At 73.1% G+C, this 24305-nt stretch carries 21 protein-coding genes; 12 read left to right on the forward strand and 9 right to left on the reverse strand.

From position 1 onward, the window contains the following. Nucleotides 1-130 precede the first annotated feature (130 nt). The 7 genes from iolC (at nucleotide 131) to ACFYPD_RS18390 (ending at nucleotide 6810) form a co-directional block, all read left to right on the forward strand. Nucleotides 131-1114 carry a 5-dehydro-2-deoxygluconokinase gene (gene iolC, locus ACFYPD_RS18360; RefSeq protein ID WP_387114475.1) on the forward strand — a complete coding sequence of 328 codons (984 nt, stop codon included), beginning with the start codon at nucleotides 131-133 and terminating at the stop codon, nucleotides 1112-1114. Further along, on the forward strand, nucleotides 1111-1998 hold the full coding sequence (locus ACFYPD_RS18365; RefSeq protein WP_387114478.1) for an aldolase: 888 nt from the start codon (nucleotides 1111-1113) through the stop codon (nucleotides 1996-1998). The genes iolC and ACFYPD_RS18365 overlap by 4 nt, the downstream gene beginning before the upstream one ends. Beyond that, nucleotides 1995-2888 carry a 5-deoxy-glucuronate isomerase gene (gene iolB / locus ACFYPD_RS18370; protein ID WP_387114482.1) on the forward strand — a complete coding sequence of 298 codons (894 nt, stop codon included), beginning with the start codon at nucleotides 1995-1997 and terminating at the stop codon, nucleotides 2886-2888. Before ACFYPD_RS18365 ends, iolB begins: the two co-directional genes overlap by 4 nt. Beyond that, nucleotides 2888-4729 carry a 3D-(3,5/4)-trihydroxycyclohexane-1,2-dione acylhydrolase (decyclizing) gene (gene iolD, locus ACFYPD_RS18375; protein WP_387114485.1) on the forward strand — a complete coding sequence of 614 codons (1842 nt, stop codon included), beginning with the start codon at nucleotides 2888-2890 and terminating at the stop codon, nucleotides 4727-4729. Before iolB ends, iolD begins: the two co-directional genes overlap by 1 nt. 50 nt (nucleotides 4730-4779) lie before the next feature. Further along, nucleotides 4780-5352 carry an RNA polymerase sigma factor gene (locus ACFYPD_RS18380; RefSeq protein ID WP_387114488.1) on the forward strand — a complete coding sequence of 191 codons (573 nt, stop codon included), beginning with the start codon at nucleotides 4780-4782 and terminating at the stop codon, nucleotides 5350-5352. After that, on the forward strand, nucleotides 5349-6425 hold the full coding sequence (locus ACFYPD_RS18385; protein WP_387114491.1) for a hypothetical protein: 1077 nt from the start codon (nucleotides 5349-5351) through the stop codon (nucleotides 6423-6425). Before ACFYPD_RS18380 ends, ACFYPD_RS18385 begins: the two co-directional genes overlap by 4 nt. Before the next feature lie 73 nt (nucleotides 6426-6498). Then, a complete protein-coding gene (locus tag ACFYPD_RS18390) occupies nucleotides 6499-6810 on the forward strand; it encodes an NIPSNAP family protein (protein WP_387114494.1) in 312 nt (103 codons plus the stop codon). 36 nt (nucleotides 6811-6846) lie between these two features. Here ACFYPD_RS18390 and glpK (ACFYPD_RS18395) read toward each other — a convergent pair whose 3' ends face one another. Both glpK (ACFYPD_RS18395) and ACFYPD_RS18400 read right to left on the reverse strand, forming a co-directional pair. Beyond that, on the reverse strand, nucleotides 6847-8370 hold the full coding sequence (glpK, locus tag ACFYPD_RS18395; RefSeq protein WP_387114497.1) for a glycerol kinase GlpK: 1524 nt from the start codon (nucleotides 8368-8370) through the stop codon (nucleotides 6847-6849). Nucleotides 8371-8416: 46 nt separating this feature from the next. After that, entirely contained in the window at nucleotides 8417-9184 is a 768-nt protein-coding gene (locus tag ACFYPD_RS18400) for an IclR family transcriptional regulator (protein WP_387114500.1), read from the reverse strand. A gap of 125 nt (nucleotides 9185-9309) precedes the next feature. Between ACFYPD_RS18400 and ACFYPD_RS18405 the strand changes: the two genes are divergently transcribed. The 3 genes from ACFYPD_RS18405 to ACFYPD_RS18415 all read left to right on the forward strand — a co-directional run bounded on the left by ACFYPD_RS18405 (nucleotide 9310) and on the right by ACFYPD_RS18415 (nucleotide 13513). Beyond that, nucleotides 9310-10143, forward strand: coding sequence for an MIP/aquaporin family protein (locus ACFYPD_RS18405; RefSeq protein ID WP_387114503.1), 834 nt, complete (start codon nucleotides 9310-9312; stop codon nucleotides 10141-10143). A gap of 42 nt (nucleotides 10144-10185) precedes the next feature. Next, nucleotides 10186-11703 (forward strand): glycerol kinase GlpK, encoded by a 1518-nt coding sequence (gene glpK / locus ACFYPD_RS18410; RefSeq protein ID WP_387114505.1) that lies wholly within the window; start codon nucleotides 10186-10188, stop codon nucleotides 11701-11703. Nucleotides 11704-11788: 85 nt separating this feature from the next. Further along, nucleotides 11789-13513, forward strand: coding sequence for an FAD-dependent oxidoreductase (locus ACFYPD_RS18415; protein ID WP_387114508.1), 1725 nt, complete (start codon nucleotides 11789-11791; stop codon nucleotides 13511-13513). A gap of 4 nt (nucleotides 13514-13517) precedes the next feature. On the opposite strand, the gene ACFYPD_RS18420 is transcribed toward ACFYPD_RS18415, so the two are convergent. The 3 genes from ACFYPD_RS18420 to ACFYPD_RS18430 are packed head-to-tail and all read right to left on the reverse strand — an operon-like array spanning nucleotide 13518 to nucleotide 16933. Continuing rightward, nucleotides 13518-13958: an ATP-binding protein gene (locus ACFYPD_RS18420; RefSeq protein WP_387114511.1), complete on the reverse strand. Its 441-nt coding sequence runs from the start codon at nucleotides 13956-13958 to the stop codon at nucleotides 13518-13520. Nucleotides 13959-14016: 58 nt separating this feature from the next. Further along, nucleotides 14017-15654, reverse strand: a complete 1638-nt coding sequence (locus tag ACFYPD_RS18425) for a PP2C family protein-serine/threonine phosphatase (protein WP_387114513.1) — start codon at nucleotides 15652-15654, stop codon at nucleotides 14017-14019. After that, the gene (locus tag ACFYPD_RS18430; protein WP_387114516.1) at nucleotides 15647-16933 is read right to left on the reverse strand and encodes an MFS transporter; all 1287 of its coding nucleotides are present in this window, start codon (nucleotides 16931-16933) and stop codon (nucleotides 15647-15649) included. The genes ACFYPD_RS18425 and ACFYPD_RS18430 overlap by 8 nt, the downstream gene beginning before the upstream one ends. A 511-nt stretch (nucleotides 16934-17444) precedes the next feature. On the opposite strand from ACFYPD_RS18430, the gene ACFYPD_RS18435 reads away from it, so the two are divergent. Next, nucleotides 17445-18647, forward strand: coding sequence for a S1 family peptidase (locus ACFYPD_RS18435; RefSeq protein ID WP_387114519.1), 1203 nt, complete (start codon nucleotides 17445-17447; stop codon nucleotides 18645-18647). A 160-nt stretch (nucleotides 18648-18807) separates the two neighbouring features. Continuing rightward, nucleotides 18808-20448: a glycoside hydrolase family 10 protein gene (locus tag ACFYPD_RS18440; RefSeq protein WP_387114522.1), complete on the forward strand. Its 1641-nt coding sequence runs from the start codon at nucleotides 18808-18810 to the stop codon at nucleotides 20446-20448. On the opposite strand, the gene ACFYPD_RS18445 is transcribed toward ACFYPD_RS18440, so the two are convergent. The 4 genes from ACFYPD_RS18445 to ACFYPD_RS18460 all read right to left on the reverse strand — a co-directional run bounded on the left by ACFYPD_RS18445 (nucleotide 20423) and on the right by ACFYPD_RS18460 (nucleotide 23865). Next, nucleotides 20423-21400, reverse strand: a complete 978-nt coding sequence (locus tag ACFYPD_RS18445; protein ID WP_387114525.1) for a DUF817 domain-containing protein — start codon at nucleotides 21398-21400, stop codon at nucleotides 20423-20425. The two genes, ACFYPD_RS18440 and ACFYPD_RS18445, sit on opposite strands and share 26 nt — an antisense overlap. 11 nt (nucleotides 21401-21411) lie before the next feature. Further along, nucleotides 21412-22611: an MFS transporter gene (locus ACFYPD_RS18450; protein WP_387114528.1), complete on the reverse strand. Its 1200-nt coding sequence runs from the start codon at nucleotides 22609-22611 to the stop codon at nucleotides 21412-21414. 37 nt (nucleotides 22612-22648) lie between these two features. Next, the gene (locus ACFYPD_RS18455) at nucleotides 22649-23365 is read right to left on the reverse strand and encodes a DUF1223 domain-containing protein (RefSeq protein ID WP_387114531.1); all 717 of its coding nucleotides are present in this window, start codon (nucleotides 23363-23365) and stop codon (nucleotides 22649-22651) included. A gap of 86 nt (nucleotides 23366-23451) precedes the next feature. Then, the gene (locus ACFYPD_RS18460; RefSeq protein ID WP_387115583.1) at nucleotides 23452-23865 is read right to left on the reverse strand and encodes a condensation domain-containing protein; all 414 of its coding nucleotides are present in this window, start codon (nucleotides 23863-23865) and stop codon (nucleotides 23452-23454) included. Nucleotides 23866-24305: the final 440 nt, after the last annotated feature.

The raw sequence follows: 24305 nt of genomic DNA on the forward strand, positions 1-24305 counted from the left end.
AAGCGATCACGGAGCGCAGAGCACGGTTGTCATGACAACACATTGACACAACTCGTAGAGCACTGTTACCAATCAGGGACGGAATCGAGCTGGCGGACACGCCGACGCCGGCCGGGACGGAGGGCGCCGCATGCTCGATGTGCTCACCATCGGCCGGGTCGGGGTGGACATCTATCCGTTGCAGGTCGCCACGCCGCTGGCCGAGGTCGAGACGTTCGGCAGGTTCCTCGGCGGCAGCCCCACCAACGTGGCGGTCGCGGCCAGCCGGCAGGGCCTGCGCGCCGGGCTGATCACCCGCACCGGTGCCGACGCCTTCGCCGGCTACGTGCACCGCGCGCTGCGCGAGTTCGGTGTGGACGACAGCCAGGTTCGCCCGGTCGACGGGCTGCCCACCCCGATCACATTCTGCGAGATCTTCCCGCCGGACCACTTCCCGCTCTGGTTCTACCGCACCCCCACCGCCCCCGACCTCCAGATCCACCCCGAGGAGCTGGACCTCGACGCGATCACCTCGGCCCGCGTCTTCTGGCTCACCGGCACCGGCCTGTGCCAGCAGCCCAGCCGCGATGCGCACACCGCCGCGCTGGCCGCCCGGGCCAGCCGCCCGCACACCGTGCTGGACCTGGACTACCGGCCGATGTTCTGGCCCGACCCGGCGGCCGCGACCGCGGCCGTCGCCGAGGCGCTGCCCCGCGTCACCGTCGCCGTCGGCAACCTCGACGAGGTGGAGATCGCGGTCGGCACCCGCGACCCGGACCGGGCCGCCGAGCTGCTGCTCGAACGCGGGCCCCGGCTCGCCGTGGTCAAGCTCGGCCCGGCGGGCGTGCTGGCCCGCACCGCCGACCAGAGCGTACGGGTGCCGCCGGTGCCGGTGGACGTGGTCAACGGGCTGGGCGCCGGCGACGCGTTCGGCGGCGCGCTCTGCCTCGGGCTGCTGCGCGGCTGGCCGCTGGAGCGGACCATGCGCTTCGCCAACGCCGCCGGCGCGATCGTCGCCTCCCGCCTGGCCTGCTCCGCCGCCATGCCCGACTACGCCGAGACCGCCGCGCTGGCCGGGGACGCCGCGCCGGATCCGGCGCCGTCGACCGCCGTCCTGACAGGAGAAGACCGGTGAGCACCGAGTACGACGCGCTGACCCGCACCCGCGCGCACCGGCCGCAGGCGATCGCCGAAGCCGCCGCCCGTCGTACCCGTCGACCCTGGCCCGAACCCGGCCGGCCGCTGTTCGTCATCGCCGCCGACCACCCGGCCCGGGGCGCCCTCGGGGTGCGGGACCGGCCGATGGCCATGGCCGGGCGGGTGGACCTGCTCGACCGGCTGCGCGTGGCGCTGTCCCGGCCCGGCGTCGACGGCGTGCTCGGCACCCCGGACATCCTGGAGGACCTGCTGCTGCTCGGGGCGCTGGAGAACCGCCTGGCCATCGGCTCGATGAACCGCGGCGGCCTCTCCGGCGCCACCTTCGAACTCGACGACCGGTTCACCGCCTACGACGCCGACAGCATCGCCGCGATGCGCTACGACGGCGGCAAGATGCTCTGCCGGATCGACCCGGACGACCCGGGCACCGCCTCCACCCTCCAGGCCTGCGCCCAGGCCGTCACCGCCCTCGCCGGGCACCGCACCGTGGCCCTCGTCGAACCGCTCTGGGTGGCCCGCACCGGCGGCCGGGTCAGCGCCGACCTGCGCCCGGAGGCGGTCATCAAGGGCGTCAGCGTCGGGCAGGCGCTCGGCGCGACCAGCGCGTACACCTGGTTGAAGCTGCCGGCCGTCGACGAGATGGAGCGGGTGATGGCCGCGACCACGCTGCCGGTCCTGCTCCTCGGCGGCGACCCGGTGGAGGCGCCGGACGTGGTGTACGCGCGGTGGGCGCGGGCGCTGCGGCTGCCCGGCGTGCGCGGCCTGGTGGTCGGCCGGGCGTTGCTCTATCCGCCCGACGACGACGTGGCCGCCGCGGTGGACCTGGCCGGCTCGCTGCTGCCCACCGGGCAGGACGCGTGAGGACCCGCGAGGCCCACCTGCCCTGGGGCGGCACGGCCCGCGCGCCGTGGGCGCTGGAGGTCACCCCCGAGCGGGCCGGCTGGACCTACGCCGGGCTGCGGGTGCTCACCCTGCCCGCTGGCGGCGAGGCCAGCTTCACCACCGGCGACGAGGAGATGTTGGTCCTGCCGCTGGCCGGCGCCGCGACCGTGCACTGCGACGGGTTGCGGCTCGCCCTGACCGGACGGACGTCGGTGTTCGCCGCGGTCACCGACTTCGCCTACCTGCCCCGGGACGCCGACGTGACGATCCGCGGCGCGGGACGCTTCGCGCTGCCCTCGGCGCGCGCCAGCCGCCGGCTCTCGCCCCGCTACGGCGCGGCCCGGGACGTGCCGGTGGAACTGCGCGGCGCCGGGCCGGCCAGCCGGCAGGTCAACAACTTCTGCGCGCCGGACGCCTTCGACTGCGACCGGCTGGTCGCCGTGGAGGTGCTCACGCCCGGCGGCAACTGGTCGTCGTACCCGCCGCACAAGCACGAGCAGGACCGGGCGTACGACGACGGGCGGGTCGAGGCCGCGCTGGAGGAGGTCTACTACTTCGAGGTGGCCGGCGGCGCGCCCGGCGAGGGTCCGGTGGGCTACCAGCGGGTCTACGGCACCGCCGACCGGCCCATCGACGTGCTGGCCGAGGTGCGCACCGGCGACGTGGTGCTCGTCCCGTACGGCTACCACGGGCCGTCGATGGCCGCCCCGGGCTACGACCTCTACTACCTCAACGTGCTGGCCGGACCCGGGGCTGCCCGGACCATGGCCTGCGTGGACGATCCCCGGCACGGCTGGATCCGGGGCAGCTGGGCCGGCCAGCCGGTGGACCCGCGGCTGCCGCTGACCCGCGGAACGAAAGAGGCGTGATGCCCAGGTTGACGGTGGCGCAGGCGGTGGTCGCGTTCCTGGCCCGGCAGTTCTCCGAACGTGACGGGCGGCGACAACGACTCGTCCCGGCCTGCTTCGGCATCTTCGGCCACGGCAACGTCGCCGGGATCGGCGAGGCGCTGGCCACCGCCGGCGCCGACCTGCCGTACCACCTCTGCCGCACCGAGCAGGGCATGGTGCACACGGCGGCGGCGTACGCCCGGATGACCGACCGGCTCAGCACCCTGGCCTGCACCACCTCCATCGGCCCCGGCGCGACCAACCTGGTCACCGGCGCCGCCGGCGCCACCATCAACCGGCTGCCGGTGCTGCTGCTGCCCGGCGACATCTTCGCCACCCGGGTAGCCAACCCGGTGCTCCAGGAGGTGGAGGACCCGCGCTCCCACGACATCAGCGTCACCGACGCGCTGCGGCCGGTCTCCCGCTACTGGGACCGGATCAACCGGCCGGAACAGCTGCCGGCGGCGCTGCTCGCCGCCATGCGGGTGCTGACCGACCCCGTGGAGACCGGCGCGGTCACCCTCGCGCTGCCGCAGGACGTGCAGGCCGAGGCGTACGACTGGCCCGACGAGCTGTTCGCCGAACGGGTCTGGCACGTGCCGCGCCCCCGCGCCGACGAGGCGGCGCTGGCCCGGGCGGCCGGGATCGTGCGGGCGGCCCGCCGGCCGCTGCTGGTGGCCGGCGGTGGGGTGATCTACAGCGGGGCCACCGAGGCGCTGCGCCGGTTCGCCGAGGAGCACGGGGTGCCGGTCGCCGAATCCCAGGCCGGCACCGGCGCGCTGCGGCACGACCACCCGCTCGCCCTCGGCGCGGTCGGCGTCACCGGCACCACGGCGGCCAACGAGATCGCGGCCGGCGCGGACGTGGTGATCGGGGTGGGCACCCGCTACAGCGACTTCACCACCGCCTCCGGCACGCTGTTCGGCGACGGGGCGCGTTTCGTGAACCTCAACGTCACCGGCTTCGACGCGGCGAAACTGTCCGGCACGCAGGTCGTCGGCGACGCGCGGGAGAGCCTCGCCGCCCTCGACGAGGCGTGCGCCGGCTGGGCCACCGAGCCGGCGTACCGGGAGTCGGTGACCCGGCTGCGCGAGCGGTGGACGGCCGTGGCGGACCGCGCCCGGCACGCCGACCCGGACGCGCGGCCCACCCAGACCGCGGTGATCGGCGCGGTCAACGACGCCGCGGGCCCGCGCGGCGTGGTGGTGTGCGCCGCCGGGTCGATGCCCGGCGACCTGCACCGGCTGTGGCGCAGCGAGGACCCCAAGAGCTACCACGTCGAGTACGGCTACTCCTGCATGGGCTACGAGATCGCGGGCGGGATCGGGGTGAAGCTGGCCGCGCCGGAGCGCGAGGTGTTCGTGCTGGTCGGCGACGGGTCCTACCTGATGCTGCCCAGCGAGCTGGCCACCGCCGTCGCCGAGGGCGTCAAACTGGTCGTGGTGCTGGTCGACAACGCCGGCTTCGCCTCGATCGGCCGGCTGTCGGAGAGCGTCGGCGCACACCGGCTCGGCACCGCCTACGCCGACCGCGCTGGGGAGCCGCTGCCGATCGACCTCGGCGCCAACGCGGCCAGCCTCGGCGCCCACCTGATCCGGGTGTCCACCATGGAGCAGCTCCGGGCCGCTCTGGCCACGGCGAAGGCGGCCACCCGGACCACCGTGGTGCACGTGCGGACCGACCGGTTCGAGGCCGGCCCGGACGCCGGCGCCTGGTGGGACGTGCCGGTCGCCGAGGTCTCGACCACCGCGGAGGGCCGGGCGGCCCGGGCCGCGTACGAGGCGGGGCGCAAGAACCGCCGCACCCATCTGCGTCCCTGAGGACCTGTTCGGTCCTCACCTGTCACGATGTGGGCCTGACCGGACATGGGATGGATGTGAGCTCCGGGACCGAGCACGAGGACCGCTTCCGACGCGTCTACGCCGCCGACTTCCAGGCGCTGCTGGCGTACGCCCTGCGGCGCGTCGCGCACCCCGAGGACGCGGCCGACGTCGTCGCCGAGACCTTCCTCGTCGCCTGGCGGCGAAGACGCGACCTGCCGGTCGACGGCGAAGCCCGGCTCTGGCTGTACGGCGTCGCCCGCCGCGTGCTCGCCAACCACCACCGCGGCGGCGTACGTCGGCAGCGGCTGGGGGAGCGGCTACGCCAGCGGATCACCATGGCGATCGGCGGCGACCCGGGCAGTGAGGTGCCCGAACGGCTCGCCGTGCGGGCCGCGCTGGCCCGGCTCGGCGAGCTGGACCGAGAGGTGCTGCTGCTCACCGTCTGGGAGGGACTCGAACCGCGCGAGGCGGCCGAGGTCCTCCGGGTGAGCCCCGCCGCGGTGCGTACCCGCCTGTCGCGGGCGCGAGCCCGGCTGCGCGAACTCGTCGGTGACGACCTCGGCCCACCCGGACATGTACTCGACGTCATGACCGCACCCGCCCCGAAGGAGGGCAGATGACCGAGGAGCACCTCGACCGGCTGGTCCGAGACGCCGATCCCTACCGACCCGATGTCATCGGGCACCTCGACGGGGCGCAGCAGGCTCTCCTGGAGGAGATCATGTCCGAACCGACGCTCGACCGCGTCGCCGAAGCACCGCAGCCAGGTCCCCGGGCGCGCCGCGGCCTGGTTCGCCGCTTCGCCGGCCCGCTGACCGCGGCCGCGGCGCTCATCGGTGTCCTCGCCGTGTCCACCATGCTCCGCGACCATCCGGACGACCGCCAGGCCGCCCCGACGGGTACCCCCGGACCGGCCACCTCCGTCGTCTACTCACCGGTGGCGTTGAAGGCCGCCGAGGAGAACCCGCGGCTGCTGATCGACGAGCCCGGTTGGAAGGTGACCAACGTCTGGGGGTTCGCCAAGCAGCAGGGCGCCATCGCGTTCAGCAACGGCGGACGGCACGTGGAGATGAACTGGTACCCGGCGGCCCAGTACGACGGTTACCACGCCGACCGGCTCAACGTCAGCCCACCGGAAGCGGTGAAGGTGGACGGCTGGCAGGGTGACCTGTTCCGCTACAGCGCCAAGGACTTCGCGGTCATGCTGCGCCCTCGCGACGGTGTCTTCGTCGAACTCCGCGCTGAGGGCGGGAACCGCTCCCAGTTCGACCGGATCCTCACCCACGTCGTCCGCGTCGACGTGCGCACCTGGCTGGCCGCGCTCCCGCCGGAGATCGTCACGCCGGCCCGCGTGGACGAGCAGGCCGCGAAGGTGCTCGCCGACATTCCCCTGCCGCCGAACTTCGACCGGGCCGCGCTGGCCGACGTCGGCACCAACGACGCCTACCAGTTCGGCGCCCAGGTGACGTCTCGGGTCGGCTGCGCCTGGATCGCCGAGTGGCAACGCGCGAAGCGGGCTGGCGACGACGCCGCGCTCCGGCGGGCCGCCGACGCGCTGCGCAGCAGCCACAACTGGCAGGTGCTGCACCAGATGAACGACGAGGGCGACTGGCCGGAGGTGTTCTGGGAGACGGCGGACAAGGTGGCCGCCGGACAACCGGTCGAGTACGCCCCGGCGCTGGGCTGCGACTGACCGTCCCGCGTCCCGGCCGTGCCGGCGCGTCCGCACCGGGAGCGCCGGCACGGCGGCCCGTAGGGTGGGTGCCGTGATCACCTGCGTCGTGCACTACACCATCGACCCCGCGCAGATTGAGGCGTTCGAACGCTTCGCCCGTGAGTGGATGCGCCTGGTGGCCAAGCACGGCGGCCTGCACCACGGCTACTTCCTGCCCGCCGAGGGAGCCAGCGACCGGGCCGAGGCGCTGTTCAGCTTCGAGAGCCTGGCGGCGTACGAGCGCTACCGCGCACGGTTCGGCGACGACCCGGAGTTCGTGGCGGCCGACCGCATCCGCGACGACTCCGGCTGCGTCCTGCGGTACGAGCGCACCTTCATGCGCCCGCTCCTGCCGACCGACTGAACGCTGCGGGGCTAGCGGCCGTTGGCAAGCGGCGGGTCATTGGTTGGCGGCCCGGGCCTCCGGTTTGATCCACCCGAAGGTGCGCTCCACCGCGCGTTGCCAGTTCTCCCGTTCCTCCGCGCGGATCGCCTCGTCCAGTTCCGGCTCCCACCGGGCGGCGAGGTGCCAGTTGCTGCGTAGCCCCTCCAGGTCGGCCCAGTAGCCGACCGCGAGCCCGGCGGCGTACGCGGCGCCGAGCGAGACCGTCTCGGCGACCATGGGGCGCACCACGGGGACGCCGAGCACGTCGGCGACGAACTGCATGAGCAGGTTGTTGGCGGTCATCCCGCCGTCGACCCGCAGCGCCGTCAGATCCAGGCCGGAGTCGGCGTTCATCGCCTCGACCACCTCGCGGGTCTGCCAGCCGGTGGCCTCCAGCACCGCCCGGGCCAGGTGCCCCTTCGTGATGTACGAGGTGAGCCCGACGATCACGCCCCGCGCCTCGCTGCGCCAGTGCGGCGCGAACAGCCCGGAGAAGGCCGGCACGATGTAGCAGCCGCCGTTGTCGTCGACGGTGCGGGCGAGGGTCTCGATCTCCGGCGCGGTGGTGATGAGGTCGAGCTGGTCGCGGAACCACTGCACCAGGGAGCCGGTGATCGCGATGGAGCCTTCCAGGGCGTAGACGGCCGGCCTGCCGGCGATCTGGTAACCGACGGTGGTGAGCAGGCCGTGGTCGGAGTGCACCGGCTCCTCGCCGGTGTTGAGCAGCAGGAAGCTGCCGGTGCCGTAGGTGCACTTGGCGTCGCCGGGCGCGAAGCAGGTCTGGCCGAACAGGGCGGCCTGCTGGTCGCCGAGCGCGGCGGCGATCCGCACGCCGGGCAGGACGGCGGTCGCCATGCCGTACACCTCCGAGGAGGAGCGGATCTCGGGCAGCATGGCGGCCGGGATGCCGAAGAAGGCCAGCGAGTCGGGGTGCCAGCGGAGCGTGCGCAGGTCCATGAGCATGGTGCGGCTGGCGTTGGTCACGTCGGTCAGGTGCAGGCCGCCGTCCGGCCCGCCGGTGAGGTTCCAGATCAGCCAGCTCTCCATGGTGCCGAAGAGCACCTCGCCCCGCTCGGCCCGCTCCTGCAGGCCGGGCGTGTGGTCCAGCAGCCAGCGCAGCTTCGGTGCCGAGAAGTACGTGGTGAGCGGCAGACCGCAGCGCTCCCGCAGGCCCTCGGCGCCGGCCGCCTCGGACAGCGTCTCCACCAGCGCGTCGGTGCGGGTGTCCTGCCAGATGATCGCGGGCGCCACCGGCACGCCGGTGCGGCGGTCCCACACCACGATGGTCTCGCGCTGGTTGGCGATGCCGATCGCGGCGATCTGGTCGACGCCGATGCCGGCCTCGACGAGGGCCCGGGGGACCACCTTGCCGACGTTGCGCCAGATCTCCAGGGCGTCGTGCTCGACCCAACCCGGCCGGGGGAAGTGCTGCTGGTGCTCCCGTTGTGCCACCGAGACGAGGTTGCCGCGGCGGTCGAACACGATGCAGCGGGTCGAGGTGGTGCCCTGATCGATGGAGACGACGTAGCTGTCGGTCATGTCCTCGTCCTCTCTGGCGCGGGTGTGGCGGAGCAGGGTGGACGGATCACCAGCGGGCGGCGCCGAGGTCGCGGGACACCGCGCGGGCGGCGTCGCGGACGTACGCGACGAGCACGGGCCGGGGGTGGCCCTTGCCGTCGCAGACCCGGTCGACCGGGCCGGAGAGCCCGATCGCGCCCACGACGAGGCCGCCGTAGCCGCGGATGGGCGCGGCGATGCCGGCCTCACCGAGGGTCATCTCCTCGATCTCGGCGCCCCAGCCGTTGTCCCGGATCTCGGTCAGCGCGCGGGACAGGGTCCGGGCGGTGACCAGGGTGCGGCGGGTGTACGGCTCGGGTTCGCCCTGCAGGACGGCGTTGGCGGCGCCGACGTCGTAGGCGAGCAGGACCTTTCCGAGCGCGGTGGCGTGCGGGGGCAGCAGGGACCCGACGTCGAGCGTCTGCAGGGTGTCGTCGGGCCGGAAGACGTGGTGGACCACCAGCACCTTGCCGTCCAGCAGGGTGCCGATGCGGACGGACTCGCCGCTGCGCGCGGCGAGCGGGTCGGCCCAGTTGATGGAGCGGGAGCGGAGTTCGTTGACGTCGAGGTAGCTGGTGCCGAGGTGCAGCAGCGCCGCCCCGAGCTGGTACTTGCCGGAGGTCTTGTCCTGCTCCACGAAGCCGACGTCCTGAAGGGTCCGGACGATGCCGTGCGCCGTGCCCTTGGGCAGGTCGAGGGAGCGGGCGATCTCCCCGATGCCGAGCCGGCCGGAGCTGCTGGCCAGCAGGCGGAGGATCGCCGCGGCACGCGCGATGGACTGCACCTGACCCGGCATGGGGCGGAATGCTAGCGGCGTTCCACGAATCGCAACAGTGTTCGACAATGTCGACCGGGGTTCGTTGACCGGCCTCGCGGCGCTTTCTACGGTTCACCCACTCCCACCGCTTCTGGAGGCACCAGATGACGCAACGAGCGAAAGTTCCGGGGCTCCTCGGCGAGTTGGCCGCCGAGTTCGCCGGCACCGCGATCCTCATCCTGTTCGGCGTGGGCGTGGTGGCCCAGGTGGCCGCCGCGGGCACCGGCGAGTTCGACAGCATCGCCTGGGCGTGGGGCCTCGGCGTCACGCTCGGCGTGTACGTGGCGGGCCGGATCAGCGGCGCCCACCTCAACCCGGCGGTCACCGTCGCCCTGGCCGTGTTCAAGGGCTTCTCCTGGCGCAAGGTGCTGCCGTACGCGCTGGCCCAGACCGCCGGCGCGTTCGTCGCGGCCCTGGTCATCCGCTGGAACTACAGCGAGGCGCTGTCCCGCTTCGACCCGGGCCTCACGGTCAAGAGCCAGGGCGTCTTCTCCACCCTGCCGGGCGCCGGCGTCACCGAGTGGGGCGCCCTGCGCGACCAGATCATCGGTACGGCGATCCTGCTGTTCCTGATCCTGGCAGTCACCGACGCGCGCAACTCGCTGCCCGGCGGCAACCTCGCCCCGCTGATCGTCGGCCTGATCGTGGTGGCGATCGGGATGGCCTTCGCCGCCAACGCCGGCTACGCCATCAACCCCGCCCGCGACTTCGGCCCCCGCCTCGCCTCCTTCCTGACCGGCTACGAGACGGCGTTCCAGGATGCCGGCGGTTACCCGTACTTCTGGGTGCCCATCGTCGGGCCGCTCGTCGGCGGCGTGGTCGGCGCCGGCCTCTACGAGCTGATCGTCGGCCGCTTCCTACCCGACGAGGACGCCCCGGAGCCGGGCGCCCTGGCCACCGAGGCCACCCCGGCCGAGGCCGAGCTTTCCCGAGTCTGACCCGCCGACCCGCATTCCCCCGTACCGGAAGGAGACCCCCGCATGGCTGACTTCGTCGGCGCCGTGGACCAGGGCACCACCAGCACCCGATTCATGATCTTCGACCACGGTGGCAACGAGGTCGGCCGCCACCAGCTCGAACACCAGCAGATCCTGCCGCGGGCGGGCTGGGTCGAGCACAACCCCCTGGAGATCTGGGAACGGACCCAGACGGTCATCCAGACCGCGATGAACGAGCACGGTCTGGCCGGCTCCGACCTCGCCGCGCTCGGCATCACCAACCAGCGCGAGACCACGGTGGTGTGGAACCGCCGGACCGGCCGGCCCTACTACAACGCGATCGTCTGGCAGGACACCCGCACCGACCGGATCGCCTCGGCCCTGGAACGGGAGGGCAAGGGGGACGTCATCCGGCGCAGGGCGGGCCTGCCGCCGGCGACGTACTTCTCCGCCGGGAAGATCCAGTGGATCCTGGAGAACGTCGACGGGGTCCGGGAGGCGGCCGAGCGTGGCGAGGCCGTCTTCGGCAACACCGACACCTGGCTGCTGTGGAACCTGACCGGCGGCACCGAGGGCGGTGTGCACGTCACCGACCCCACCAACGCCAGCCGCACCATGCTCATGAACCTGGAGACGCTCGACTGGGACGACGAGCTGCTGTCGTTCTTCGGCATCCCGCGGGCCATGCTGCCGGAGATCCGGCCGTCCTCCGACCCGCGCTCGTACGGCAGCACGCTGCCGCACGGGCCGTTCAGCAGCCCCGTCCGGATCACCGGCGACCTGGGCGACCAGCAGGCCGCGACGGTCGGGCAGGTGTGCTTCGCGCCGGGCGAGGCGAAGAACACGTACGGCACGGGCAACTTCATGCTGCTCAACACCGGCACCGACATCGTGCGCTCCAAGGCCGGACTGCTCACCACGGTCTGCTACCAGCTCGGCGACGAGGCGCCGGTGTACGCGCTGGAGGGCTCGATCGCGGTCACCGGCTCGGCAGTGCAGTGGCTGCGCGACCAACTCAAGATCATCAGCACCGCCGCGCAGAGCGAGATCCTGGCCCGCCAGGTCGAGGACAGCGGCGGCGTGTACTTCGTGCCGGCGTTCTCCGGCCTGTTCGCCCCGTACTGGCGCTCCGACGCCCGCGGCGCGATCGTCGGCCTGTCCCGGTTCAACACCGACGCGCACATCGCCCGGGCCACCCTGGAGTCGATCTGCTACCAGAGCCGCGACGTGGCCGAGGCCATGGAGCAGGACTCCGGGGTGCACCTGGAGTGCCTGAAGGTCGACGGCGGCGTCACCGTCAACGACCTGTGCATGCAGCTCCAGGCGGACATCCTCGGGGTGCCGGTCAGTCGGCCGGTGGTCGCCGAGACCACCGCCCTGGGCGCGGCCTACGCGGCCGGGCTCGCCGTCGGGTTCTGGAAGAGCACCGACGAACTGCGCGAGAACTGGAACGAGAGCCGGCGCTGGCAGCCGGCCTGGTCGCCGGAACAGCGCGAGACCGGCTACGCCCGGTGGAAGAAGGCGGTCGGCCGCACCCTCGACTGGGTCGACGTCGACTGACCGCGTACCCCTGTCCCACCCCCAGGGTCCGGGCGGCCGGCGCCCCCTCGCCGGCCGCCCCACCCCTCGCAGAGAGAGAAGACGGATGCACTCCGCGACACTGTCACCGGCCGCCCGCGAGCGGTCCCTGGCCGCGCTCGGTGACGGCCAGGAACTGGACGTCCTGGTGATCGGCGGCGGCGTCACCGGCGCCGGCTGCGCGCTCGACGCCGTCACCCGCGGCCTGTCGGTCGGGCTCGTCGAGGCGGGCGACTGGGCCAGCGGCACGTCCAGCCGGTCCAGCAAGCTGATCCACGGCGGCCTGCGCTACCTGGAGATGCTCGACTTCGGGCTGGTCCGGGAGGCGCTGCGCGAGCGGGGCCTGCTCCTGCAGCGGCTCGCCCCGCACCTGGTCCGCCCGGTGCCGTTCCTCTACCCGCTGCGTCACCGCGGCTGGGAGCGGTTGTACGCCGGAGCCGGCGTCCTGCTCTACGACACCATGAGCCTCTCCGGCAACCACGCGCGCGGCGTGCCGGCCCACCGGCACCTGACCCGCCGCGGCGCGCTGCGCGCGTGCCCGTCGCTGCGGCCCGAGGCGCTGGTCGGTGCCCTGCAGTACTACGACGCCCAGGTCGACGACGCCCGCCTGGTGACCTTCCTCGTCCGCACCGCCGCCGGGTACGGGGCGCATCCGCTGTCGCGGGCCCGGGTGGTGGGTTTCCTCCGCGAGGGCGCCCGCGTCACCGGGGCGCGGGTGCACGACCTGGAGACCGACCGGGTGTTCGAGGTCCGCGCCCGGCAGGTCGTCAACGCCACCGGGGTGTGGACCGACGACAGCCAGGCCCTCGTGGGCGAGCGGGGCCAGGTCCAGGTCCGGGCCTCCAAGGGCATCCACCTGGTCGTGCCGCGCGACCGGATCCGGTCCCGTACCGGCCTCATCCTGCGGACCGAGACCAGCGTGCTGTTCGTGATCCCGTGGGGCCGGCACTGGCTGATCGGCACCACCGACACCGACTGGGACCTGGACAAGGCGCATCCGGCGGCCACCAGCCGCGACATCGACTACCTGCTGGGGCACGTCAACCAGGTGCTGGCCACCCCGCTGACCCGCGACGACGTCGAGGGGGTGTACGCCGGCCTGCGCCCGCTGCTGTCCGGGGAGTCCGACGCCACGGCGAAGCTGTCCCGCGAGCACACCGTGCTCAGCCCGGCGCCCGGGCTGGTCATGGTGGCCGGCGGCAAGTACACGACGTACCGGGTCATGGCACGCGACGCGGTCGACGAGGCCGTGCGCGGCCTCGGCGGCGGTGTTCCCGCCTCGTGCACCGACCGGGTGCCGCTGCTCGGCGCGGAGGGCCACGTCGCGCGATGGAACCAGCGACGCCGGCTGGCGCAGCAGTTCGGCCTGCACACCGAGCGTGTCGAGCACCTGTTGCACCGCTACGGCGCCGCCGTCGACGAGGTGCTGGAGCTGCTGCGGGAGGACCCGACGCTCGGCCGGCCGCTCGACGGCGCGGAGGACTACCTGCGGGTGGAGATCGCCTACGCGGCCTCCGCCGAGGGAGCGCTGCACCTGGAGGACGTGCTGACCCGGCGTACCCACATCTCGATCGAGAGCTTCGACGGGGGGCTGACGGCTGCCCGGCCGGCGGCGGAGCTGATGGCCCCGGTCCTCGGTTGGGACGAGCAGCGGGTCGACCGGGAGGTGGCGCACTACCTGGACCGGGTCCGGGCCGAGCGAGCCGCGCACGAGCAGCCCGACGACACGGCGGCCGACGCGGCCCGGCTGGGCGCCCCCGAGGTGGTGCAGCAGGCGGCCCTGGCGGCCTGACCGGTCAGCTCAGCGCGATGGTGACGGTGGCGGTCAGGCCGTCGGCGCGCCGGTCCAGGCTCAGCGAGTCGGCCAGTTGGCCCGCCAGCCAGAGGCCCCGGCCGCCGGCCACGTCCCCGGCCACCTGCCCGATCGGCGGTGCGTCGATGCCCGCACCGTGGTCGACGACGTCGCAGAGCAGGAGGTCACCCTGCCGCCGCAGGTGCAGGTGGCCCATGCCGCCGCCGTGGCGTACGGCGTTGGTGGCCAGCTCGTGGACGGCCAGGACGAAGTCCTCGGCCGGTTCGCCGGTCAGCCCCACCGCCGTGACACCGGCGGCGACAGCATGCCGCAGCTCGGTGATGGTGGCAGCGGTGAAGTCCCGGGAAAGGAGCGACGACGCCCCACATCCCTCGTGCCCGGCCCCCGTGAAGTTGATCTCGGCCGGCGGTCCGAAACCGCCCATAGGAAAAGAGGCTACCTGCATTCCTGATATCCGGCCGCGGCACCCCGGCGTCGCCGTCCTACCCGGGGATGCCGGCCGGCTCCGGCGGAATCCGCAGCACCACCAGGGCGATGTCGTCGTCGCTGCTGGCGGCGAAGCGGGCGAGCAACTCGTCGCAGAGCTGCTCGGCGGTCGACCCGAGCCGGCCGGTGAGGCTGCGCACCAGCTCCGCCAACCCGTCGTCGATGACCGCGTCGCGCCGGTCGATCAGGCCGTCGGTGTACAGGACGACGGCGCAGCCGGGCGTGAGAGTGACCCGGTGGTCGCCGCGCGCGACGCCGGCCTGGACGCCCAGCAGCATCTCCGGCGGTGTGCGCAGCAGGGCCGCGGTGCCGTCGGGGTTGACGAGGACCGGTGGCGGGTGCCCCGCGTTGGACCACGACAGGGTGTGTACGCCGTTCCGCGCCTGCTCCTCGTCCTGCTCCACCCGGGCCAGGACCGCGGTCGCCAACGCCTCCACGCCCAGGCCCCGCATGGTCGCCTCCAGGCCCTCCAGCACCCCGCCCGGCGGCTTACCCACCACGTACGCGACCCCGCGGAGCACGTTGCGGATCTGCGCCATGGCCGCGGCGGCCTGCTGGTCGTGGCCCGCCACATCCCCGATCACCAGGGTGAGGGAGCCGTCGGGCAGCAGGAACGAGTCGTACCAGTCACCGCCGACCCGCGCGCGTTCGGCCGCCGGCTGGTAGCGGACCGCCACCTCCGTCCGGGGCGGCTGGGCGGGTGGCGTCAGCAGGCTGCGTTGCAGTCTCTCCGACAGCTCCCGTTCCAGGATCGCGACCCGCCGCTCGGCCTGGCGCGCCTGGGCCCGTTGCAGCGCCTGCGCCACCGTCGCGCCCGCCAGTCGCACGAACCCGACATAGCCGTCGTCGAGGGGTAGGTGCTGGCTCAGCCGTGCCACCAGGACCGTCTCCGCGGACGGTGCCAGGCCGGGCAGGCGCACCCGCATCACGGGGACGTCCGCCATCGTCTCCAGCACGAAGTCCCCGTCCCGGAAGATCGTCGACGGCAGCGCGGGCAGCGGTGGGCGACCGGCGTCGGCGGCGGCGTCCGGGACGAGGATGTCGACGTCCGGCAGGTCCTGGGGATCGGTGCGCAGCACCCGTACCGCCCGGTCGAGGATCTCCGCCGGATCTTCGAGGCCGCTGAGGGCGTCGCTGAGCCCGACCAGCATGATCAGCCGCCGCTGGGACAGCACCTGCGTGGTGGTCTCCGTCGCGATGTCGATCACGCCCTCGGCCTGGCCGTCCGGGTCGCGGACCGCGGAGTAGGAGAACGTGAAGAAGCACTCCTCGGGGTAGCCGCGCCGGTCCATCAGCAGCCGCATGTCCCGGGTCCAGGTCGCGCGCCCGGTCGACCGCACCGAACGGAGCATCGGCCCGATGACGTCCCAGATCTCCGCGAACACCTGGGCCGCCGGGGCGCCGAGCGCGGCCGGATGCTTCTGCCCGATCAACTCGACGTAGGCCTGGTTGTAGACCATGACGAACTCCGGGCCCCAGAACAGCGTCACCGGGAACCGGGAGTGCAGGGTGAGGTCGACGGCGGCGCGCAGCGTCGGACTCCAGTCGCACACCGCGCCCAGGGGCGTGGACGCCCAGTCCACCCCCCGGTACGCCGTACGCAGCGTCCCGGCCGGCTCGAACAGCTCATCCACCGCCCGACCATAGCCCCACCGCCGCACCCCGGTCGGGCCGCTGCCGCGACCTGAGGCCGGCGAGCCCGGCGGCCACCACTCCGAGGACGACCGTCGCCGCGGCGCACAGCAGCAGCGTGTGGCGGGCGCCCATGCCGGTCGTCAGCGGGCCGCCGAGCATGGTGCCGAGCGGCACCGCCAGCACGATCACCGCGCTGTAGGCGGCCAGGGCCTGCGGGAGTCGCGCGGTGGTGGTGCTGCGCTGGAACAGCGCCATCGACGTGGACGTGTAGGGAGCCCACAGGAGGCCGGCCAGGGCGAAGGCCGGCAGCGAGAGGCCGACGGGCACGTCCAGGCCGAGCGGCAGCATGGCGACGCCGAACCCGACGACGATGCCGATGGTGGTGGGCCACAGCGGCCAACGGCGCACGTAGCCGGTGGCGAGACCGCCGAGGAGGGAGCCGGCGCCGAATGCCGTGTAGTACAGCCCGAGGTTCGTCGCGGAGCCGTGCAGCTCCTCGGTGACCACGACGGGCATGGCCACGTAGAACGGGCCGAAGAGAAGGAAGAACCCGAAGGTCAGGGCCAGCAGGCCGCGCAGGGCCCGGTGGTGGCGGATGACGCCGAAGCCGGCCGTGCGGGACGGAGCTGCCTCCGTCGGCTCCGCACGCGTGCCACCGGGGACGGCGAGGCGGTAGGTGAGGGCCAGCACGGCGAAGGTGAGTGCGTCGAGCGCGATGACCCAGACCGCACCGGTCGCGCCGGTCAGGATGCCCGCGAGCGGCGGGCCGACGATGGTGGCGGCCTGGCCGAGGATGGCGAGCACCGCGTTGGCCGGCAGGTGGTCCCGTTCGGGCAGGAGTTCGGCGATCAGCGTGAAGCGTCCCGCGGAACCCCACGAGTGCAGCAGCGAGGACGTGGCGAGCAGGGCCACGTACAGGCCGATGCTGAGCGCCCCGGCAAGGTGGGCGGCGGGGATGGCCGCGAGAGCGCCGGCCCGCAGGACGGCGTCCCAGCCGGCGAGCTGCGCCCCGCTCCGACCGGCCAGGAGTCGGCCGAAGACGATCGTTCCGGCGGCACTGGGCAGGGTGTACGCGGCCACCGCGACGGCCGTCCACGTCCCGCGTTGACCCTCGGGCGCGAGCTGCAACGCCAGCCAGGTCACCGCGACCAGGGCCATGCCGTCGCCCAGGGCGGACACCGCCAGCCCGGGCAGGACCCGCCGCAGCAGCGGATGACTCACCACCGGCCAGTAGGGCGAGGAACGCGGAAATCGGGACGTCATGGTGTCGGGCGGCATGTCGCCACCCGACACGAGGCAGGCCACCTGCCACAACGAAATCGCCTGAGGGCAGAAGGCCTGTACCCGCCCGACCGACCCCGAAGTGGCGGCGCCCATTCGGGGCGATGTCGGTCATGCGACATGGCGCGGCCGTGCGACAAGAGAACGGGGGAAGGGCTTTGTGAATAGTCGGTGAAATTCGCGCGACGGCACCCGCGGAAGGTGAGCATTCGTTCCATGTTCCGCGCTTTTCCGACAGTCGACCGGAATGGCGAAACGGCAGTAGCTGGCACGCATCTTCCCTGGTCAGCGCCCATGACGTGGTGGATGCGGAAGAACCGGCAATGGTCGCACGCCGACCCGGTCGGGGTAAATGGCTGAGTCCGCTTGGTAGCAGGAGTCTGGTGAATGGGATTCATCGCCTCAGAATTCGAGTTCGACCGGGGAAATTGTCACCCCGGCGGCTCTCACCTCCAGGAGGTAAATCCCCATGAGTCGAATGACATCGGGCGGACGCGGGGGTACGGTCATGCGCCGTACCATCTTCGCGTTGGCCGCCGCGATCGTCGCCACCGGCGCGTTCGGGAGCCCGGCGCTGGCCGACGGCAAACCCGTCACGCCGTCGGCCCAGCCGGCCGAGGCCGTGCCGGGCGGGTTCGCCAGTTGGCGTGCGCTGTTCGCGGAGCAGGACCGGCTCAACGCGGCGGCCGGCGAGATCACGGCCGCCCGCGGCGAGGGCTTCGCCGGCGTGGTCGCCGCGCCGGAGGCCCGCAAGCTCACCGTCTACTGGAAGGGGCGGGTGCCCGGGTCGGTCCGTGACCTGGCCAAGCGGCTGTCCGTACCGGTGAAGTTCAAGCCGGCCCGGTTCCACCAGCGCGAGATGGTCGCCGAGGCGCAGCGGCTCGCCGCCGACCCGCGGGCCGTCTCGGTGGCTGCCAAGGTCGACGGCAGCGGGCTCGCGGTGACCGTCAGCGGCAAGGCGCTGGCGTCGGGCAAACGGGACGTCCTGCGTACCGCGCGGCTGCCGCTCACCGTGAGCACCACGCCGAGCGCGACGTTGCTCGACCGCCAGAACGACTTCGCCCCGTATTGGGGCGGGGCGCGCTACTACGCCGGCGGCGGCTGCACCACCGGCTTCGGGGTGTACTGGAACGACGCCCGCCAGATCCTCAGCGCCGGGCACTGCGGCGTGAACGGTCAGGTCGCCTACGACGGTGGTGGCCCCACCAACACCATGGGCCCGATCATCAACGACAACAACCCGCGGGACACCCTGATGATCCGGGTCTCCGCCGGCGGCCGGATCTACACGGGCGCGTACAACGCCGCCACCAGCATCGGGGTCGGCGGCGCCGCCTCGGACTACGTCGGCAACTACGTCTGCACCGGCGGCTCGTCCAGCGGTGAGCACTGCAGCCTGCGGGTCAGCGTGGTCAACCAGTTCATCAACATCGGGTACGTGATCGGGCCGGTGACGCAGGCCAACCACATCGTGGCCGGAAGCTGCGCCGCGGCGCCGGGCGACAGCGGCGGGCCGGTGTACTCGTACCGCTCGGACGGCCGGATCGACGCGCGCGGCACCGTCTCCGCCGGGGTGCTCGGCACGGCGGTCTGCCCGGGCGTGAGTCCCAACGGCTCCAGCACGGTCTGGTACGCGCCGCTGCTGCGGCCGGTGGGTGACGCGCAGATCGGCTCGCTGACCTACTACGGCGCCTCGCTCATCCAGGGCTGAGGCCGCGACGCCGCAACGGCGTACCGCAGATCCGAACAGCGTGGGCCGGTCCGCACGGGACCGGCCCACGCCGCTGCCCGGCGCCGCCGGAGCATTAGGTGGCCGTTAAGAAGCGCTTCCGGCTGGTTCACCGGCCGGGCGGCGCTGGCAGACTGGGGCGATGCCCTCCGCCGACACGCCCGTTCCCCGCCGTCGTACCCGGGCGCTCGTGGCGGTGGTCGTCGCGCTCGCCGTGGCGGGCGCGGCGGGCGCCTGGTCGCTGCGGGACCGGGTCGCCGGCGACGGCGGCGGGCCGGACCCGGGTGGCGCGGCCGCGGTCGCCGTCCCGGCGGGCGGTGGCCGGGACTGCGCGGGCCGGCCGGCCCGGGCGACCCGCGAGCTGCGCGGCATGTGGATCACGACGGTGAACAACATCGACTGGCCGAGCCGGCGGGGGCTGCCGGCCGAGGCAGCGCGGGCCGAATTCCGCGGCTGGCTGGACCTGGCGGTGCGGCGCAACCACAACGCGGTCTTCGTGCACGTGCGGCCGAGCGGGGACGCGCTCTGGCCGTCGAACTACGCGCCCTGGTCGGAGTGGCTGACCGGGCGCCGCGACGGCCGCGACCCGGGCTGGGACCCGATGGAGTTCATGGTCGCCGAGGCGCACGCCCGCAACCTGGAGTTCCACGCCTGGTTCAACCCCTACCGGGGCGGCCAACCGGCCACCGTGGGCGGACCGGGCCCTCGCCTGGACCAGCTCGCGCCGACCCATCCGCTGCGGCGGCACCGCGACTGGGCGGTGACCTATCCCAGCGCCGACCGGCCCGGCAGCCGCCTCTACTTCAACCCGGGCATCCCGGAGGCGCGCCGGTTCGTCGAGGACGCGATGCTGGAGGCGGTACAGCGGTACGACGTCGACGGGGTCCACTTCGACGACTTCTTCTACCCCTATCCGGAGGCCGGACAGGACTTCCCGGACGACGCGGCGTTCGCCCGCTACGGCCGGCGGTTCGCCGACAAGCACGCCTGGCGCCGGGACAACGTGAACACCCTGGTCCGCGAGATGAGCGAGCGGATCAAGGCGACCAAGCCGTGGGTGAAGTTCGGCATCAGCCCGTTCGGCATCTGGCGCAACAAGCGCACCGACCCGGCCGGCTCGCCCACCGCCGGCCTGCAGAGCTACGACGACATCTACGCCGACACCCGGCTCTGGGTACGCCGGCAGTGGCTGGACTACGTCGTGCCGCAGCTCTACTGGCACATCGGATTCGGCAAGGCCGACTACGCCAAGCTGCTGCCGTGGTGGGCGGCCACGGTCCGGGGCACCCGGGTGCAGCTCTACATCGGCCAGGCCGACTACCGGGTCGGTGAGCGCGGCGCCTGGCGGGATCCGGCCGAGCTGGACCGCCAGCTCGCGTTGAACCGGCAGCACGGGGTGAGCGGAAGCGTGCACTTCAGCGCCCGGCAGGTGCGCGCCGACAAGCTCGGGGCGGTCAGCCGGTACAGCCAGGCGCACTACGCCGCCCCCGCGCTGCTGCCCACGATGGCCCAGCTGCCGGCGGCGGCGCCGCCCGCACCCGCCATCACGGGCGTGCGGCGTCAGGACGCCGGCGGGGTGGCGCTGACCTGGCGTGGCGACGATGCCGTGGGCTTCGCCGTCTACCGGGTGGACGGCGGCGGCGCCCGGCTCGTCGGCACCACCCGTGGCGGTGACTGGGTGGACCCCGCCGCCCCGGCCGGTGGGCCGCTCACCTACTGCGTCTCCGGGCTGGATCGCAGCGGCAACGAGGGTGGGCTCAGCGCGCCGGCGTCCGTCGCGTGACGGTGGCCGGAGGCGGAACGCTCGGCGCCGCGGCCACGTCGGGGTCCGCCGCCATGGCCGACTGCGGGTCGTCGGGCGGCTGCGGCGGGTCGGGCGGCTGCGGCGGTGAGATCCAGGTGACCAGCACCACCGAGATGATCATGAGGAGCAACCACGAGGCGAGCTTCGCCGGCGAGACCAGGTGCCAACCACCCAGCTGGCTGGGGTAGAGCCAGGCGCTCGACCAGGTGGCGATGTTCTCGGCGAGCCAGATGAAGAAGGCGACGAGGAGGAAGGCCAGCAGCAGCGGCATGCGCCACCGGCACCGGAAGATGCGGAAATGCATGACGCAGCGCCCGAACACGAGCGCGACGGCGGCGATGAGCAGCCACCGCATGTCGACGACGTAGTGGTTGGTGAAGAAGTTGGCATAGATCGGGGCGGCCAGCACCGCCGTCACCCAGCGCCTCGGGTAGCGGATGAAACGCAGGTCGAACAGCCGGTTCACCCGGACCAGGTAGGAGCCCACCGCGGCGTACATGAACCCGCTGAACAGGGGCACCGCGCCGACCCTCAGCAGGCCCTCGGAGGCGTAGGACCAGGAGCCCACCTGGGTCTTGAACAACTCCATCGCCGTGCCGACGAGGTGGAACAGCACCACCACCCGCAGTTCGCGCAGGGTCTCCAGGCGTCCGGCCACCATCGCGATCTGGATGGCGACCGCCGCGAGCGTCAGGAAGTCGTTGCGGGCGAACGCCGGGTCCCGCGGGTACCAGAGATGCGCCGCGAAGATCACCGCCAGCATCGCCCCACCGAAGACGCAGGCCCAGGCCTGCTTGAGCCCGAAGACCGCGAACTCGGTCAGCCAGCCGGCCGGCCCGTGCCGGGGCAGCCGGGCGAGGATCGCGCGGAAGCGGGTGTCGATCGCGCGTTCGGCCGTGGTGAGGGCGGCCGGTCCGGACGGGTTGAGCATCGCCTGCGACGCTATCGCGGGCTCACCGTGGTCGTCCGGCCCGTTCCGCGCAGCCCGAGCAGGGCGACCACGGCGAGCACGATGACGGCGACGGCGTACTCCTCGGCGGTCCGGCGCAGGCCGCCGCCGTGGACCACGAGGAACCCGGCGACGACGGTGGGCAGGCCGAAACCGACGTAGCAGACGATGTAGAGCAGGGAGAGCACGCTGGCGCGTTCGTGCGCCTCGACCAGCGGCGTGACGGTCTTGAGGCTGCCCTGGAAGCCGCCCCCGAAGCCGACGCCCCCGAACGCCAGGCCGACGAAGAAACCGGCGATGGAATCGGCGGCGACCGACACCAACGTGATGATCATGCCGACGACCAGCGCCGTGATGCCGGTGAGCATGACGGTCCGCGCGGGCCGGTCGCGCAGCACGAGGATGCCGGCCGACCCGAAGATGGCGAAGACGAAGATGCTCAGGCCCCCGGCCACGATCGAGGAGTTCATGAGGGCGCGCACGAGCGCCGGGCCGAGCGCGGCGAAGAACCCCGCGAGGGCCCAGACGGCGAAGGCGACCGGGGCGACGACCAGCATCGGCCCGCGTACCGCGCGGGGCAGCCGGATCTCCGGCCGCAGGCTCCGCAGCGCCCCCGTCATGGGCGTGACCGTCTCCGGCATCAGCGCGACCCCGACGCCCTGGATCAGCAGGACCACGAGCAGGACGACGTACACCAGTCGCGTCGGCGCGGGCAGGAACTGGACGAGCAGCGCGGAGAACAGCGCTCCGACCCCGGTGCCGATGCCCGGGGCGATCGAGTTGGCGAGCGTGCCGCGGGCACGGTCGATGTCGAGCATGGCGGCGGCCGCCGCGCCGGTGGCGGCGCCGGCCGCGACGCCCTGCACCACGCGGGCGGCGACCAGCGTGGGTACGCCGCCGGCGAGGACGAAGATCACCAGCGAGATGATCTGGACCGCGATCGCGGCGAGCAGGACCGGCCGCCGCCCGACATGGTCGGAGAGCTTGCCCACGGTGAGCAGCGAGGCGAGCACCGCGCCGGCGTAGACGGCGAACACCACGGTGGTGGTGATCGGCGAGAAGTGCCAGCGCGACTGGTAGATCGGGTACAGCGGGCTGGGGGCCGTCGACGCGGCGACGAAGGACACGATGATCGAGGCGAGCAGGAACAGGGCGGCCCTCGACGCGGGGCGCCTCGTCTCAGCGGTGCTCATCGGGCCTGCTCCTCGAGTGGGCGGCGCGCGGGCGGGTTCAGGCGGACACGTCCACGGCCGCGGCGCCGACGACGGCCCGCTCACCCTCCTGCTGCACGTAGCCGACCACCGACGCCTGCGCGGGATCGAGGTCCGGCGGCACCGCCAGGTCCACCCGGCCCTCCTCGTCGCCCAGGCCGACCGAGGTGAAGGCGCGTACCACGTTGTCCTGCCGCAGCCGGCGGCCGGCGTTCTCGCCCCGGGGCACGTCGTTCTCCAGGCCACGCTCCACGACCGCCACGTGCAGCATGCCCCGCGCCGGCGGCCGCTCGACCCGGTAGTCCACCACCACGTGCCCGCCGCCCGCGTCCCCGACCGACAGGGCGAGCGGCGTGATGGCCGCCGCCGACAGCGCGGCCGCGATGGCCTCGGCCGCCCGCCGCCGGTCGGAGCCGACGAACTCGGCGGTGCCGTTGACGACCATCTGCGGGGTGTAGAGGTGTCCGGTGCCGAAGGCCCGGGCGTACGCCTCCTGCCGGGCGGTGTACGCCCCGGCGGCGTAGGGGTCGGGCCAGCCCAGATGGTCCCAGTAGTCGACGTGGAAGCCGAGGGCGAAGACCGGCTCTCCCCGCTTGCGGGCGTCCCGCTCGATCTCGGTCAGCACCTCCTCGGCGGGCGGGCAGCTCTCGCAACCCTGCGAGGTGAACATCTCCACGACGGCGAAGCCGCCGTTGTCCGCCTGCGGCGGCGACCCGGTGGGCGAGAGGTCCGTCATGGCGTCGCTCCTGGCGTCCGTCGGTCCTGCTGGCGGCACTCCGATTCCCGCTGCCGCCGGGACCATGCACCGGCGTCCGCCCCGCGTCAGGTCGGCACCGTGTCCAGCGCCGCCAGGAAGTCGTGCACCCGCAGGAGGCCCGGGCGCGGCTCCTGGACCACCTGCACCAGGCGCCGCGCCGCGTCGTCGCCCGTCGGCTCGGCCGGAGCGTCGGCGGCCGGCGTGAGGGTGGTGCGCAGTGCGGCGTGCCGGGCGACCAGCCCGTCGAGCGTCGCCGACAGGGCGTTCACGTCCAGTGGGCCGTGCAGCCGGTATGCCAGCGGCACCAGGTAGGTGGCCGTTCCCGGGTCGAGGCGGCTCAGCTGCCACATCTGGCGCTGCGCGGCGGAGGCCGGAGCAGGGGCCGCGTCGGGTAGAAAATTGCCGGCGTCGACCCTTGTGATCAGTGTTTTCATAAGACAGGTGCAGATCCCTCGATAGGAATTTCCTGTCCACATCATCGGCGGCCGTGATCTTCGGCGGGATCCCCGGATCGGACGGCCGTCGATGCGTTTGGCCAACGGTCTCGCACGTTCGTCTATTTTTTGGGCGGCGGTAACCTTTGCGACTGCGGCGGCCCGTCGACCTCGTCCCCGCGACGGCACGACGCCACCCTCTAGCAGGGGACTTGCCCTCTCCGAGCTGGCCCGGACGGTGGTGCCGCCGGCCCTGTCTCGGCTCGCGGGCGCCACTGTTGATAATCCGACTCCGGGCTGGGGGTGTCCTGTCGGCGCATTTTGGTCGGATGCACCCGGCCATGACCTCTCTATGCGGCTGTGCCACTCCTATGTCGACTTGAGGCAGGCGCCGGTTGTGGTGAACAGGGTGTCTGGGACGATTTCCCGGGACGGGCTTGCAATGAGCATTTCCGGCAGTTCGGTGATGAATTGAGGCAGTGGCA

The organism is Micromonospora sp. NPDC005299, assembly GCF_042872345.1.
In the GTDB taxonomy this organism is placed as follows: domain Bacteria; phylum Actinomycetota; class Actinomycetes; order Mycobacteriales; family Micromonosporaceae; genus Micromonospora.

Excerpts from the sequence above, each read along its gene's own strand:
- iolC (WP_387114475.1), top strand. The coding sequence starts at position 131 with ATGCTCGATGTGCTCACCATCGGCCGGGTCGGGGTGGACATCTATCCG.
- iolD (WP_387114485.1), top strand. The coding sequence starts at position 2,888 with ATGCCCAGGTTGACGGTGGCGCAGGCGGTGGTCGCGTTCCTGGCCCGG.
- ACFYPD_RS18380 (WP_387114488.1), top strand. The coding sequence starts at position 4,780 with ATGGATGTGAGCTCCGGGACCGAGCACGAGGACCGCTTCCGACGCGTC.
- ACFYPD_RS18385 (WP_387114491.1), top strand. The coding sequence starts at position 5,349 with ATGACCGAGGAGCACCTCGACCGGCTGGTCCGAGACGCCGATCCCTAC.
- glpK (WP_387114497.1), bottom strand. The coding sequence starts at position 8,370 with ATGACCGACAGCTACGTCGTCTCCATCGATCAGGGCACCACCTCGACC.
- ACFYPD_RS18400 (WP_387114500.1), bottom strand. The coding sequence starts at position 9,184 with ATGCCGGGTCAGGTGCAGTCCATCGCGCGTGCCGCGGCGATCCTCCGC.
- ACFYPD_RS18405 (WP_387114503.1), top strand. The coding sequence starts at position 9,310 with ATGACGCAACGAGCGAAAGTTCCGGGGCTCCTCGGCGAGTTGGCCGCC.
- glpK (WP_387114505.1), top strand. The coding sequence starts at position 10,186 with ATGGCTGACTTCGTCGGCGCCGTGGACCAGGGCACCACCAGCACCCGA.
- ACFYPD_RS18415 (WP_387114508.1), top strand. The coding sequence starts at position 11,789 with ATGCACTCCGCGACACTGTCACCGGCCGCCCGCGAGCGGTCCCTGGCC.
- ACFYPD_RS18420 (WP_387114511.1), bottom strand. The coding sequence starts at position 13,958 with ATGGGCGGTTTCGGACCGCCGGCCGAGATCAACTTCACGGGGGCCGGG.
- ACFYPD_RS18430 (WP_387114516.1), bottom strand. The coding sequence starts at position 16,933 with ATGCCGCCCGACACCATGACGTCCCGATTTCCGCGTTCCTCGCCCTAC.
- ACFYPD_RS18435 (WP_387114519.1), top strand. The coding sequence starts at position 17,445 with ATGCGCCGTACCATCTTCGCGTTGGCCGCCGCGATCGTCGCCACCGGC.
- ACFYPD_RS18440 (WP_387114522.1), top strand. The coding sequence starts at position 18,808 with ATGCCCTCCGCCGACACGCCCGTTCCCCGCCGTCGTACCCGGGCGCTC.
- ACFYPD_RS18445 (WP_387114525.1), bottom strand. The coding sequence starts at position 21,400 with ATGCTCAACCCGTCCGGACCGGCCGCCCTCACCACGGCCGAACGCGCG.
- ACFYPD_RS18450 (WP_387114528.1), bottom strand. The coding sequence starts at position 22,611 with ATGAGCACCGCTGAGACGAGGCGCCCCGCGTCGAGGGCCGCCCTGTTC.
- ACFYPD_RS18455 (WP_387114531.1), bottom strand. The coding sequence starts at position 23,365 with ATGACGGACCTCTCGCCCACCGGGTCGCCGCCGCAGGCGGACAACGGC.
- ACFYPD_RS18460 (WP_387115583.1), bottom strand. The coding sequence starts at position 23,865 with ATGATGTGGACAGGAAATTCCTATCGAGGGATCTGCACCTGTCTTATG.